Source organism: Citrobacter sp. wls708, from assembly GCF_005281255.1.
GTDB lineage: Bacteria > Pseudomonadota > Gammaproteobacteria > Enterobacterales > Enterobacteriaceae > Citrobacter > Citrobacter werkmanii.
The window spans coordinates 353,029-366,920 of sequence record NZ_SZXE01000023.1; the positions used below are offsets into that span (position 1 = coordinate 353,029).

General features: G+C 55.6%; 11 protein-coding genes. All 11 read left to right on the forward strand.

What is annotated here, in order from left to right; translation table 11 throughout:
• Positions 1–2 precede the first annotated feature (2 nt).
• Genes ftsI through ftsA form a run of 11 tightly spaced genes read left to right on the forward strand, consistent with a single transcriptional unit; the run spans position 3 to position 13,835 of the window.
• The gene (gene ftsI / locus FDW97_RS17245) at positions 3–1,769 is read left to right on the forward strand and encodes a peptidoglycan glycosyltransferase FtsI (RefSeq protein ID WP_038637202.1); all 1,767 of its coding nucleotides are present in this window, start codon (positions 3–5) and stop codon (positions 1,767–1,769) included.
• The gene (gene murE, locus FDW97_RS17250) at positions 1,756–3,243 is read left to right on the forward strand and encodes a UDP-N-acetylmuramoyl-L-alanyl-D-glutamate--2,6-diaminopimelate ligase (protein ID WP_137351374.1); all 1,488 of its coding nucleotides are present in this window, start codon (positions 1,756–1,758) and stop codon (positions 3,241–3,243) included. The genes ftsI and murE overlap by 14 nt, the downstream gene beginning before the upstream one ends.
• Entirely contained in the window at positions 3,240–4,598 is a 1,359-nt protein-coding gene (murF, locus tag FDW97_RS17255; RefSeq protein WP_137351375.1) for a UDP-N-acetylmuramoyl-tripeptide--D-alanyl-D-alanine ligase, read from the forward strand. Before murE ends, murF begins: the two co-directional genes overlap by 4 nt.
• Complete coding sequence (mraY, locus tag FDW97_RS17260; protein ID WP_016151694.1) at positions 4,592–5,674, forward strand: phospho-N-acetylmuramoyl-pentapeptide-transferase; 1,083 nt, start codon at positions 4,592–4,594, stop codon at positions 5,672–5,674. Before murF ends, mraY begins: the two co-directional genes overlap by 7 nt.
• Positions 5,675–5,676: 2 nt before the next feature.
• Positions 5,677–6,993: a UDP-N-acetylmuramoyl-L-alanine--D-glutamate ligase gene (gene murD / locus FDW97_RS17265; protein ID WP_137351376.1), complete on the forward strand. Its 1,317-nt coding sequence runs from the start codon at positions 5,677–5,679 to the stop codon at positions 6,991–6,993.
• Entirely contained in the window at positions 6,993–8,237 is a 1,245-nt protein-coding gene (gene ftsW / locus FDW97_RS17270; protein ID WP_038637214.1) for a cell division protein FtsW, read from the forward strand. The genes murD and ftsW overlap by 1 nt, the downstream gene beginning before the upstream one ends.
• Positions 8,234–9,301 carry an undecaprenyldiphospho-muramoylpentapeptide beta-N-acetylglucosaminyltransferase gene (gene murG / locus FDW97_RS17275; protein ID WP_137351377.1) on the forward strand — a complete coding sequence of 356 codons (1,068 nt, stop codon included), beginning with the start codon at positions 8,234–8,236 and terminating at the stop codon, positions 9,299–9,301. The genes ftsW and murG overlap by 4 nt, the downstream gene beginning before the upstream one ends.
• Before the next feature lie 51 nt (positions 9,302–9,352).
• On the forward strand, positions 9,353–10,828 hold the full coding sequence (gene murC, locus FDW97_RS17280) for a UDP-N-acetylmuramate--L-alanine ligase (protein WP_085048311.1): 1,476 nt from the start codon (positions 9,353–9,355) through the stop codon (positions 10,826–10,828).
• Entirely contained in the window at positions 10,821–11,741 is a 921-nt protein-coding gene (locus FDW97_RS17285; protein ID WP_121528583.1) for a D-alanine--D-alanine ligase, read from the forward strand. Before murC ends, FDW97_RS17285 begins: the two co-directional genes overlap by 8 nt.
• A gap of 1 nt (position 11,742) precedes the next feature.
• Complete coding sequence (gene ftsQ / locus FDW97_RS17290; protein ID WP_038637223.1) at positions 11,743–12,576, forward strand: cell division protein FtsQ; 834 nt, start codon at positions 11,743–11,745, stop codon at positions 12,574–12,576.
• A complete protein-coding gene (gene ftsA, locus FDW97_RS17295) occupies positions 12,573–13,835 on the forward strand; it encodes a cell division protein FtsA (protein WP_003018755.1) in 1,263 nt (420 codons plus the stop codon). The genes ftsQ and ftsA overlap by 4 nt, the downstream gene beginning before the upstream one ends.
• Positions 13,836–13,892: the final 57 nt, after the last annotated feature.

Below are 13,892 nucleotides of genomic sequence, written 5' to 3' on the forward strand. Positions count from 1 at the left end.
GCATGAAAGCAGCGGCAAAAACGCACAAACCAAAACGCCAGGAAGAACAAGCCAACTTTGTCAGTTGGCGTTTTGCGTTACTGTGCGGCTGTATTTTGCTGGCACTGGGTTTCCTGCTGGGACGCGTCGCCTGGCTGCAAATCATCGCGCCGGATATGCTGGTGCGTCAGGGCGACATGCGCTCCCTGCGCGTACAGGAAGTCTCTACATCGCGCGGGATGATTACCGACCGTTCGGGCCGTCCGCTGGCGGTGAGTGTTCCGGTGAAGGCGATTTGGGCCGACCCGAAAGAGGTGCATGACGCAGGCGGCGTGAGCGTTGGTGAACGCTGGAGAGCGCTGTCGACCGCGCTTAATCTCCCGCTCGACCAGCTGGCTTCCCGTATTAACGCCAACCCGAAAGGGCGCTTTATCTATCTGGCGCGTCAGGTTAACCCTGACATGGCCGACTACATCAAAAAACTCAAGCTGCCAGGCATTCACCTGCGTGAAGAATCCCGTCGTTACTATCCTTCCGGAGAAGTGACCGCTCACCTCATTGGCTTTACTAACGTTGATAGCCAGGGGATTGAAGGCGTTGAGAAGAGCTTCGATAAGTGGCTCACCGGACAGCCGGGCGAACGTATCGTACGTAAAGACCGCTATGGCCGCGTAATTGAAGATATCTCCTCTACCGACAGCCAGGCGGCGCACAACCTTGCGCTGAGCATTGATGAGCGTTTACAGGCGTTGGTCTACCGTGAACTGAATAATGCCGTCGCGTTCAACAAAGCGGAATCCGGCAGCGCCGTGCTGGTGGATGTCAACACCGGTGAAGTGCTGGCGATGGCGAACAGCCCGTCCTACAACCCCAATAATCTCTCCGGTACGCAAAAAGATGTCATGCGTAACCGTACCATTACCGACGTGTTTGAACCGGGTTCTACCGTCAAACCAATGGTGGTAATGACGGCGCTGCAGCGTGGAGTGGTACGCGAAAATACCGTACTCAATACGATTCCTTACCGAATTAATGGTCACGAAATCAAAGACGTGGCGCGTTATAGCGAATTGACCCTTACCGGGGTTTTGCAGAAGTCGAGTAACGTCGGTGTTTCTAAGCTGGCGTTAGCGATGCCGTCCTCAGCGTTAGTAGATACTTACTCACGTTTTGGGCTGGGAAAAGCGACCAATTTGGGGTTGGTCGGAGAACGCAGTGGCTTATATCCTCAAAAACAACGGTGGTCTGACATAGAGAGGGCCACCTTCTCTTTCGGCTATGGGCTAATGGTAACCCCGTTACAGTTAGCGCGAGTCTATGCAACGATCGGCAGCTATGGCGTTTATCGCCCGCTGTCGATTACCAAAGTTGACCCTCCTGTTCCGGGCGAGCGTATTTTCCCGGAAGCGACCGTTCGTACCGTGGTGCACATGATGGAAAGCGTAGCGCTGCCCGGCGGCGGCGGCGTGAAGGCGGCGATTAAAGGCTATCGCATCGCCATCAAAACCGGTACGGCGAAAAAAGTAGGGCCGGATGGTCGCTACATCAACAAATACATTGCTTATACCGCAGGCGTTGCGCCTGCGAGTCAGCCGCGCTTCGCGCTGGTTGTTGTTATCAACGATCCGCAGGCGGGTAAATACTACGGTGGCGCCGTTTCCGCGCCGGTCTTCGGTGCCATCATGGGCGGCGTACTACGCACCATGAACATCGAGCCGGATGCGCTGGCAACGGGCGATAAAAGTGAATTTGTGAATAATCAAGGCGAGGCAACAGGTGGCAGATCGTAATTTGCGCGACCTTCTTGCTCCATGGGTGCCGGGTGCACCGGAGCGAGCACTGCGGGAGATGACGCTTGACAGCCGTGTGGCTGCATCGGGCGATCTCTTTGTCGCAGTATTGGGTCATCAGGCGGACGGGCGTCGGTATATCCCGCAGGCGATAGCGCAAGGTGTGGCTGCCATTATTGCAGAAGCAAAAGATGAAGCGACTGATGGTGAAATCCGTGAAATGCACGGCGTTCCGGTTATCTATCTCAGCCAGCTTAATGAGCGTTTATCTGCACTGGCGGGCCGTTTTTACCACGAGCCTTCTGAAAAAATGCGTCTGGTTGGCGTGACCGGGACCAACGGTAAAACGACCACTACTCAATTGCTGGCGCAGTGGAGCCAACTGCTGGGTGAAACCAGCGCGGTTATGGGAACCGTTGGCAATGGTCTGTTGGGCAAAGTGATTCCAACAGAAAATACCACCGGTTCAGCCGTTGATGTCCAGCATGTGCTGGCGGGGCTGGTTGCACAGGGCGCCACGGTTGGCGCGATGGAAGTCTCTTCCCACGGTCTGGTTCAGCATCGCGTCGCGGCGCTGAAGTTTGCCGCATCAGTGTTTACTAACTTAAGCCGTGACCATCTCGACTACCACGGTGACATGGAACATTACGAAGCCGCGAAATGGCTGCTGTACTCTACGCACCATTGCGGTCAGGCCATCGTCAATGCGGATGATGAGGTCGGTCGTCGCTGGCTGGCCAAACTTCCGGATGCGGTGGCCGTTTCGATGGAAGACCACATCAACCCGAACTGTCATGGTCGTTGGTTAAAAGCCGTTGAGGTGAAGTATCACGACAGCGGGGCAACGATTCGCTTTACCTCCTCATGGGGGGAAGGCGAAATTGAAAGCCGCCTGATGGGCGCGTTTAACGTCAGCAATCTGCTGCTGGCGCTGGCAACGCTGCTGGCGCAGGGATATCCGTTAGCTGATTTACTAAAAACAGCGACACAATTGCAACCGGTTTGCGGGCGCATGGAAGTATTCAGCGCGCCGGGCAAAACCACCGTGGTGGTTGATTATGCCCATACGCCGGATGCGCTGGAAAAAGCGCTGCAGGCGGCGCGTCTGCACTGTACCGGCAAACTGTGGTGCGTCTTTGGCTGCGGTGGCGATCGCGACAAAGGCAAACGTCCGCTGATGGGCGCGATTGCCGAACAATTTGCTGATGTGGTCGTGGTGACCGATGACAACCCGCGTACCGAAGAACCGCGCGCCATCATCAACGACATTCTGGCGGGGATGCTGGATGCCGGACAGGCGAAGGTGATGGAAGGTCGCGCCGAAGCAGTGACTAACGCCATCATGCAGGCGAAAGAAAACGATGTGGTGCTGGTGGCCGGGAAAGGGCACGAAGACTACCAGATCGTTGGTTCACAGCGTCTCGACTATTCTGACCGCGTCACGGCAGCGCGTCTGCTGGGGGTGATCGCATGATTAGCGTAACGCTCAGCCAACTGGCGGAGATCCTCCGTGGCGAACTAAAAGGGGGCGACCTGACCCTCGATGCAGTGACAACCGATACGCGTAAAGTGACGCCGGGCTGCCTGTTTGTGGCGCTGAAAGGCGAACGCTTTGATGCCCACGATTTTGCCGACAAGGCGAAAGACGGGGGAGCAGGCGCGCTGTTAGTCAGCCGTCCACTCAATATTGATTTACCGCAGGTTATTGTAAAAGACACCCGTCTGGCGTTCGGCGAACTGGCAGCGTGGGTTCGCGCCCAGGTTCCGGCGCGCGTGGTCGCGCTGACCGGCTCATCCGGCAAAACGTCTGTTAAAGAGATGACGGCATCCATTCTGAGCAAGTGTGGCAACACCCTATACACCGCGGGCAATCTGAACAACGACATCGGTGTACCGATGACGTTGCTGCGCTTAAACAACGATTACGACTATGCCGTGATTGAGCTCGGCGCCAATCATCAGGGCGAAATCGCCTGGACCGTTGGCCTGACGCGTCCGGAAGCGGCGCTGGTGAACAATCTTGCTGCTGCGCATCTGGAGGGTTTCGGCTCTCTGGCGGGCGTTGCGAAGGCTAAAGGTGAGATTTTTGGCGGTCTGTCAGCGAATGGCATCGCCATCATGAACGCTGATAACAACGACTGGCTGAACTGGCAGAGCATCATTGGCGATCGCAAAGTCTGGCGCTTCTCCCCGAATGCGGCCAACAGCGATTTTTCGGCGGCTGACGTTCACGTGACCTCGCACGGTACGGAGTTTTCGCTGCGCACGCCAACCGGAAGCATTGATGTTCTGCTGCCGTTGCCGGGTCGTCACAACATTGCCAACGCCCTGGCGGCGGCTGCGCTCTCTATGGCGGTAGGCGCGACGCCTGAGGCGATCAAAGCGGGCCTGAAGGATCTGCAAGCGGTACCGGGGCGTCTGTTCCCAATTCAACTGGCAGAAAATCAGCTGCTGCTGGACGACTCCTACAACGCTAACGTCGGCTCGATGACCGCAGCGGTACAGGTGCTGTCCGAAATGCCGGGCTACCGCGTGCTGGTGGTGGGCGATATGGCAGAGCTTGGCGCGGAAAGCGAAGCATGTCACGTACAGGTAGGTGTTGCTGCGAAAAACGCGGGCATCGACCGTGTACTGAGTACAGGGAAACTGAGTCAGGCAATTAGCGACGCCAGCGGCGTTGGCGAGCATTTTGCGGATAAAACCGCGCTGGTCGCGCATCTCAAGGCGCTGATTGCGGAACATCAGATCATGACGATTTTAGTGAAGGGTTCACGTAGTGCCGCCATGGAAGAGGTAGTACGCGCATTACAGGAGAATGGGACATGTTAGTTTGGCTGGCCGAACATTTGGTCAAATATTATTCCGGCTTTAACGTCTTTTCCTATCTGACGTTTCGCGCCATCGTCAGCCTGCTGACCGCGCTGTTCATCTCTTTGTGGATGGGCCCGCGCATGATCGCCCGCCTGCAAAAAATGTCCTTTGGACAGGTCGTACGTAACGACGGCCCGGAATCACACTTTAGTAAACGCGGTACGCCGACCATGGGCGGGATCATGATCCTCACCGCGATTGTTATCTCCGTGCTCCTGTGGGCATACCCGTCGAACCCATACGTCTGGTGCGTGCTGGTGGTATTGGTCGGTTACGGGATTATTGGTTTTGTCGATGACTACCGCAAAGTGGTACGCAAAGACACTAAAGGTCTGATCGCGCGCTGGAAATATTTTTGGATGTCGGTGATTGCGCTGGGCGTAGCCTTTGCGCTGTACCTGGCGGGGAAAGATACCCCGGCGACCGAACTGGTCGTGCCGTTCTTTAAAGACGTGATGCCGCAACTGGGACTGTTCTACGTCCTGCTGGCGTACTTCGTCATTGTGGGTACCGGTAACGCGGTCAATCTCACCGATGGTCTGGATGGCCTGGCGATTATGCCGACCGTGTTCGTGGCTGCGGGTTTTGCGCTGGTGGCATGGGCGACCGGGAACATGAACTTCGCTAACTATCTGCACATTCCGTATTTACGCCATGCCGGCGAACTGGTGATCGTCTGTACGGCGATTGTCGGCGCGGGGTTAGGCTTCCTGTGGTTTAACACCTATCCGGCGCAGGTCTTTATGGGCGACGTCGGATCGCTGGCGCTGGGCGGCGCGCTGGGCATTATTGCCGTGCTGCTGCGTCAGGAGTTCCTGCTGGTGATCATGGGCGGCGTATTCGTCGTAGAAACGCTGTCGGTCATTCTGCAGGTCGGTTCCTTTAAGCTGCGCGGACAGCGCATCTTCCGTATGGCGCCGATTCACCACCACTATGAACTGAAAGGCTGGCCGGAACCGCGCGTGATTGTGCGCTTCTGGATTATTTCGCTGATGCTGGTGCTGATTGGCCTGGCAACGCTGAAGGTACGTTAATCATGGCTGATTACCAGGGTAAAAAAGTCGTCATTATCGGTCTGGGTTTGACCGGGCTATCCTGCGTGGATTTCTTCCTGGCGCGTGGCGTGACGCCGCGCGTGATGGATACCCGCGCGACGCCGCCGGGCCTGGATAAATTACCGGAAGCGGTTGAGCGTCATGTTGGCAGCCTGAATGATGACTGGCTGCTGGACGCCGATCTCATCGTCGCCAGTCCTGGTATTGCCCTGGCGCATCCTTCACTGAGCGCCGCCGCCGATGCGGGGATTGAAATTGTCGGTGACATTGAGCTGTTTTGTCGCGAAGCACAGGCGCCGATCGTCGCGATCACCGGCTCTAACGGTAAGAGCACGGTTACGACGCTGGTTGGCGAAATGGCAAAAGCAGCAGGCGTTAACGTCGGCGTAGGCGGTAACATTGGCCTGCCAGCACTGATGTTACTGGACGCCGAGCGTGAGCTATATGTGCTTGAGCTATCCAGCTTCCAGCTTGAAACGACCTCCAGCTTACAGGCCGTAGCCGCCACCATTTTGAATGTCACCGAAGATCATATGGACCGGTATCCGTTTGGTTTGCAGCAGTATCGTGCGGCCAAACTGCGCGTTTATGAGAATGCGAAAGTCTGCGTGGTCAATGCGGATGATGCGCTGACCATGCCGGTTCGTGGCGCAGATGAGCGTTGCGTGAGCTTCGGTGTCAACATGGGGGACTATCACCTTAATCGTCAGCAGGGCGAAACCTGGCTGCGGGTGAAGGGTGAAAAAGTTCTCAACGTGAAAGAGATGATGCTTACCGGCCAGCATAACTATACCAACGCTCTGGCAGCGCTGGCGCTGGCTGATGCAGCGGGTCTACCGCGGGCGTCAAGCCTGAAAGCGCTGACCACCTTTACCGGACTGGCGCATCGTTTCCAGTTGGTACTGAATCATAACGGTGTGCGTTGGATCAACGATTCAAAAGCGACCAACGTCGGCAGTACTGAAGCGGCGCTCAATGGCCTGCATGTTGACGGTACGCTGCACCTGCTGCTGGGCGGCGACGGGAAATCCGCTGACTTTATGCCGCTGCAACGTTACCTCACCGGCGACAACATCCGTCTGTACTGCTTTGGCCGTGATGGCGCGCAGCTTGCGGCACTGCGACCTGAGGTTGCCGAACAAACCGAAACCATGGAGCAGGCAATGCGTCTGCTCGCGCCGCGCGTGAAGCCGGGTGATATGGTGCTGCTGTCGCCAGCGTGTGCCAGCCTCGATCAGTTCAAGAACTTTGAGCAACGCGGTGACGTCTTTACGCGTCTGGCGAAGGAGTTGGGTTGATGCGTTTATCTCTCCCTCGCCTGAGAATGCCGCGCTTACCGGGACTGGGTGTCCTGGCGTGGATCTTCGCGGCACTCAAAGGCTGGGTGATGGCTTCGCGCGATAAAGACGCGGACAGCCTGATCATGTATGACCGCATGCTGCTGTGGCTGACCTTTGGTCTGGCGGCAATTGGTTTCATCATGGTGACATCGGCATCAATGCCGGTAGGACAACGTCTGGCGGGCGACCCCTTCCTGTTTGCTAAACGTGACGCGCTGTACATCTTCCTGGCGTTCTGTTTGGCGATGGTCACGCTGCGTCTGCCGATGGCGTTCTGGCAGAAGTACAGCACTACGATGCTCATCGCCTCGATCATCATGCTGCTGATCGTGTTGGTGGTGGGGAGCTCCGTTAACGGGGCATCGCGCTGGATTGCTCTGGGGCCGCTGCGTATTCAGCCTGCGGAATTTACCAAGCTGTCGCTGTTCTGTTATCTCGCCAACTACCTGGTACGCAAGGTGGATGAAGTGCGAAACAACCTGCGCGGCTTCCTGAAACCGATGGGCGTGATCCTGGTGCTGGCCGTATTACTGCTGGCGCAGCCTGACCTCGGTACGGTAGTGGTGCTGTTTGTCACCACGCTGGCGATGCTGTTTCTTGCCGGGGCTAAATTGTGGCAGTTCATTGCGATTATCGGCATGGGGATATCGGCGGTCGTGCTGCTGATCCTTGCCGAACCGTATCGTATTCGTCGCGTAACCTCTTTCTGGAATCCATGGGAAGATCCGTTCGGCAGCGGATACCAGTTGACGCAATCGCTAATGGCGTTTGGCCGTGGTGAGGTTTGGGGGCAAGGGTTAGGCAACTCAGTCCAAAAACTGGAGTATTTACCGGAAGCGCACACCGACTTCATCTTCGCCATCATTGGGGAAGAACTGGGTTATATCGGTGTGGTATTGGCACTTTTAATGGTATTCTTCGTCGCTTTTCGCGCGATGTCGATTGGCCGTAAAGCGCTGGAAATTGACCACCGTTTTTCAGGCTTTTTAGCCTGCTCCATCGGGATCTGGTTTAGCTTCCAGGCGTTAGTAAACGTCGGCGCGGCGGCAGGTATGCTGCCAACCAAAGGCCTGACGCTGCCGCTTATTAGTTATGGTGGTTCCAGTTTGTTGATAATGTCGACGGCCATCATGTTTTTGTTACGTATTGATTATGAAACGCGTCTGGAAAAAGCCCAGGCGTTTACACGAGGTGCACGATGAGTGGTCAACCGAAGCGGTTAATGGTGATGGCAGGCGGTACCGGCGGGCATGTGTTCCCGGGACTGGCAGTCGCGCACCATTTAATGGCCCAGGGCTGGCAGGTTCGTTGGCTGGGCACCGCCGATCGTATGGAAGCGGACTTAGTGCCGAAGCATGGCATTGAAATTGACTTTATTCGCATCTCCGGTCTGCGTGGCAAAGGCGTTAACGCACTGCTTGCCGCACCCGTGCGTATTTTTAACGCCTGGCGTCAGGCGCGCGCCATCATGAAGCAATTCAAGCCTGATGTGGTGCTCGGTATGGGCGGCTATGTGTCAGGTCCTGGCGGCTTGGCCGCATGGTCATTAGGTATTCCGGTCGTACTGCATGAGCAGAACGGCATTGCGGGATTAACCAATAAATGGCTGGCAAAGATTGCAACGAAGGTTATGCAGGCTTTCCCCGGCGCTTTCCCGAATGCGGAAGTGGTCGGGAACCCGGTACGTACGGACGTGCTGGCGCTGCCATTACCCGAAGCGCGTCTGGCTGGACGTGAAGGCCCGGTTCGTGTGCTGGTGGTCGGTGGTTCTCAGGGCGCGCGCGTTCTCAACCAGACGATGCCGCAGGTTGCCGCAAAGCTTGGCGAGGCGGTGACTATCTGGCACCAGAGCGGTAAAGGTGCGCAACACACCGTTGAACACGCTTATGCTGAGGTCGGACAACCGCAGCACAAGGTCACTGAGTTTATTGATGATATGGCCGCCGCTTATGCATGGGCGGATGTTGTAGTGTGCCGTTCCGGCGCGCTGACGGTGAGTGAGATTGCCGCCGCAGGCTTACCTGCGCTGTTTGTGCCGTTCCAGCACAAAGACAGACAGCAGTACTGGAATGCGTTGCCGCTGGAAAAAGCGGGCGCCGCCAAAATTTTAGAGCAACCACAGTTTACTGTGGATGCCGTCGCCAGCACCCTTGCCGGGTGGTCGCGAGAAACTTTATTAACCATGGCAGAACGTGCGCGCGCCGCATCCATACCGGATGCCACCGAACGCGTTGCAAATGAAGTGAGCCGGGCTGCCCGGGCGTAATTGTGGTGATGCCTTTTGCATCGCATGAACTAAGAAGTTAATGGCTAAAGAATGAATACACAACAACTGGCAAAACTGCGTTCCATCGTGCCCGAAATGCGTCGCGTTCGGCACATTCACTTTGTCGGCATCGGTGGTGCTGGTATGGGCGGTATTGCCGAAGTTTTGGCCAATGAAGGTTATCAGATCAGCGGTTCTGACTTAGCGCCAAATCCGGTGACGCAGCAGTTGACGAATCTCGGTGCCACGATTTTCTTCAACCATCGTCCGGAAAACGTACGCGATGCGAGCGTGGTAGTGGTCTCCAGCGCCATTTCTGCGGATAACCCGGAAATTGTTGCGGCGCATGAAGCGCGCATTCCTGTGATCCGTCGCGCTGAAATGCTGGCGGAGTTAATGCGTTTTCGTCACGGCATCGCCATTGCCGGGACGCATGGTAAAACCACGACCACGGCGATGGTCTCCAGTATTTACGCGGAAGCGGGGCTGGATCCGACCTTTGTTAACGGTGGTCTGGTGAAGGCCGCAGGCGTTCATGCACGTCTGGGTCATAGCCGTTATTTGATTGCCGAAGCGGACGAGAGCGATGCGTCGTTCCTGCATTTGCAGCCGATGGTGGCGATTGTCACCAATATCGAAGCCGACCATATGGATACCTACCATGGCGACTTCGAAAATTTAAAGCAGACGTTTATTAATTTCCTGCATAACTTGCCGTTTTATGGTCGTGCGGTGATGTGCGTTGACGATCCGGTGATCCGCGAACTGCTACCGCGAGTTGGCCGTCAAACCACAACCTATGGTTTCAGTGATGATGCCGATGTGCGCGTTGAAGATTACCAGCAGATCGGCCCGCAGGGTCACTTCACCCTGGTGCGTCAGGGGATGGCCGAACTACGCGTAACGTTGAACGCGCCGGGCCGCCACAATGCGCTGAACGCGGCTGCCGCGGTAGCGGTCGCAACGGAAGAAGGTATTGAAGACGACGCGATCCTGCGCGCGCTGGAAAGTTTCCAGGGTACCGGACGCCGTTTTGACTTCCTCGGCGAATTCCCGCTTGAGCCGGTTAACGGTAAAGCCGGGACCGCGATGCTGGTTGATGATTACGGCCATCACCCAACGGAAGTGGATGCCACGATTAAAGCCGCGCGCGCGGGCTGGCCGGACAAAAATCTGGTGATGCTGTTCCAGCCGCATCGGTATACGCGTACGCGCGATTTGTACGATGACTTTGCCAACGTGCTGACTCAGGTTGATGCGCTGTTGATGCTGGATGTATACGCCGCGGGCGAAGCCGCCATTCCAGGCGCTGACAGCCGCTCGCTGTGCCGTACTATTCGTGGTCGCGGTAAGATCGATCCTATTCTGGTATCCGATCCGGCCCAGGTGGCAGAAATGTTGGCACCGGTATTAACCGGCAACGATCTGATTTTGGTGCAAGGTGCTGGAAATATCGGCAAAATTGCGCGTTCCTTAGCTGAAATCAAACTGAAGCCGCAAAATCCGGAGGAAGAACAACATGGCTGATAAAATCGCGGTCCTGTTAGGGGGCACCTCCGCAGAACGAGAAGTGTCGCTGAACTCTGGCGCGGCTGTGCTCGCCGGGTTGCGTGAAGGCGGCGTGGATGCCCATCCGGTTGACCCTAAAGAGGTTGATGTCACTCTTCTGAAATCAATGGGTTTTCAGAAGGTGTTTATTGCGCTGCACGGCCGTGGCGGTGAAGATGGCACGTTGCAGGGCATGCTGGAGCAAATTGGCCTGCCTTATACCGGCAGCGGCGTCATGGCTTCCGCGATTTCGATGGACAAACTGCGCAGCAAGCTGCTGTGGCAGGGCGCAGGTTTACCCGTCGCGCCATGGGTTGCGTTGACCCGCGCTGAGTTCGAAAAAGGTCTTAGCGATGAGGTAGTTGCAAAAATTTCTGCGTTAGGTTTGCCGCTGATTGTTAAGCCAAGCCGTGAAGGTTCCAGCGTAGGGATGTCAAAAGTTGAAGAAGAAAATGCTTTGCAGGGTGCATTAGCATTGGCTTTTCAGCATGATGAAGAAGTACTGATTGAAAAATGGCTCAGTGGCCCGGAATTTACCGTTGCGATACTCGGCGAAGAAATTTTACCGTCAATACGTATCCAACCCGCGGGAACCTTCTATGATTATGAGGCGAAGTATCTCTCTGATGAGACACAATATTTCTGCCCTGCAGGTCTGGAAGTCGAGCAAGAGGCCCAATTACAGGATTTAGTCCTGAAAGCGTGGACCGCCTTAGGCTGTAAAGGTTGGGGGCGCATTGACGTCATGCTGGACAGCGATGGCCAGTTTTATCTGCTGGAAGCCAATACCTCTCCGGGTATGACCAGCCACAGCCTGGTGCCGATGGCGGCGCGTCAGGCGGGTCTGAGCTTCTCGCAGTTGGTGGTAAGAATTCTGGAGTTGGCGGACTGATATGTCGCAGGCTGCGCTGAACACGCGAAACGGTGATGAAGAAGACGTAAATTCCTCACGCCGCAATAATGGAACGCGTCTTGCAGGAATACTGTTCCTGCTGACAGTGCTGTGCACCGTGTTTGTCAGCGGCTGGGTCGTGTTGGGATGGATGGAAGATGCGCAGCGTTTGCCGTTGTCAAAACTGGTGTTAACCGGCGAACGGCATTACACGCGCAATGATGATATCCGTCAGTCCATTCTGGCGCTGGGCGCGCCGGGAACCTTTATGACCCAGGATGTGAACATCATCCAGAGTCAGATTGAACGCCTCCCGTGGATTAAACAGGCGAGCGTCAGAAAGCAATGGCCTGATGAATTGAAGATTCATCTGGTTGAATATGTGCCAATTGCGCGTTGGAATGACCAGCACATGGTGGATGCTGAAGGCAATACGTTCAGCGTCCCATCCGGTCGGGCCAATAAGCAGGTATTACCCATGTTGTACGGACCGGAAGGCAGCGCAAGTGAAGTGCTGCAAGGGTTCCGCGATATGGGGCAGGTGCTGGCTAAGGATAGATTCACCCTGAAGGAAGCGGCGATGACCGCGCGTCGTTCCTGGCAGTTGACGCTAAATAACGATATTAAGCTCAATTTGGGCAGGGGCGATACGATAAAACGTTTGGCTCGCTTTGTGGAACTCTACCCGGTTTTACAGCAGCAGGCGCAAACCGATGGCAAACGGATTAGCTACGTTGATTTGCGTTATGACTCAGGAGCGGCAGTAGGCTGGGTTCCCTTGCCTCCTGAGGAATCTAATCAGCAACAGAATCAGGCACAGGCAGAACAACAATGATCAAGGCGACGGACAGAAAACTGGTAGTTGGACTGGAGATTGGCACCGCGAAGGTAGCCGCTTTAGTAGGGGAAGTTCTGCCCGACGGTATGGTCAATATCATTGGCGTGGGCAGTTGCCCATCGCGAGGTATGGATAAAGGCGGGGTGAATGACCTTGAGTCAGTGGTGAAATGCGTACAGCGCGCCATTGACCAGGCTGAGCTGATGGCAGATTGCCAGATATCCTCGGTGTATCTGGCGCTTTCCGGCAAACACATTAGCTGTCAGAATGAAATTGGTATGGTGCCCATTTCCGAAGAGGAAGTGACGCAAGAAGATGTGGAAAACGTCGTACATACGGCAAAATCCGTACGCGTGCGCGATGAACATCGTGTTCTGCACGTTATTCCGCAGGAATACGCCATTGACTACCAGGAAGGTATCAAAAATCCGGTAGGTCTTTCCGGCGTACGTATGCAGGCAAAAGTGCATCTTATTACCTGCCACAACGACATGGCGAAGAATATTGTCAAAGCCGTTGAACGTTGTGGTCTGAAAGTTGACCAACTGATTTTCGCCGGACTGGCAGCCAGTTATTCCGTGTTGACGGAAGATGAACGTGAACTGGGTGTCTGCGTGGTAGATATTGGTGGTGGTACAATGGATATCGCCGTTTATACTGGCGGGGCGTTGCGCCATACCAAAGTGATCCCTTATGCAGGGAATGTGGTGACCAGCGATATCGCGTATGCCTTCGGTACACCGCCGAGCGATGCTGAAGCCATCAAAGTACGTCATGGCTGCGCGCTGGGCTCCATCGTCGGTAAAGACGAGAGCGTTGAGGTGCCTAGCGTGGGCGGTCGTCCGCCGCGTAGCCTGCAGCGTCAGACTTTGGCAGAGGTCATTGAGCCGCGTTATACCGAGCTGCTCAACCTGGTCAACGAAGAAATTTTGCAATTACAAGAACAGCTTCGCCAGCAGGGGGTGAAACATCATCTGGCGGCGGGGATTGTGTTAACCGGTGGCGCAGCGCAAATTGAAGGTCTTGCAGCCTGCGCACAGCGCGTGTTCCATACGCAAGTCCGTATTGGCGCACCGCTGAATATTACCGGTCTGACGGATTATGCCCAGGAGCCGTATTATTCAACGGCAGTGGGGCTGCTTCACTACGGGAAAGAGTCCCATTTGAGTGGTGAGGCTGAAGTTGAAAAACGCGTAACGGCGTCAGTTGGCTCGTGGATTAAACGACTCAATAGCTGGCTGAGAAAAGAGTTTTAATTTTTAAAGAGACCGACGCACATTAAAGGTCTCAGGCGACAGGCACAACGGAGAGAG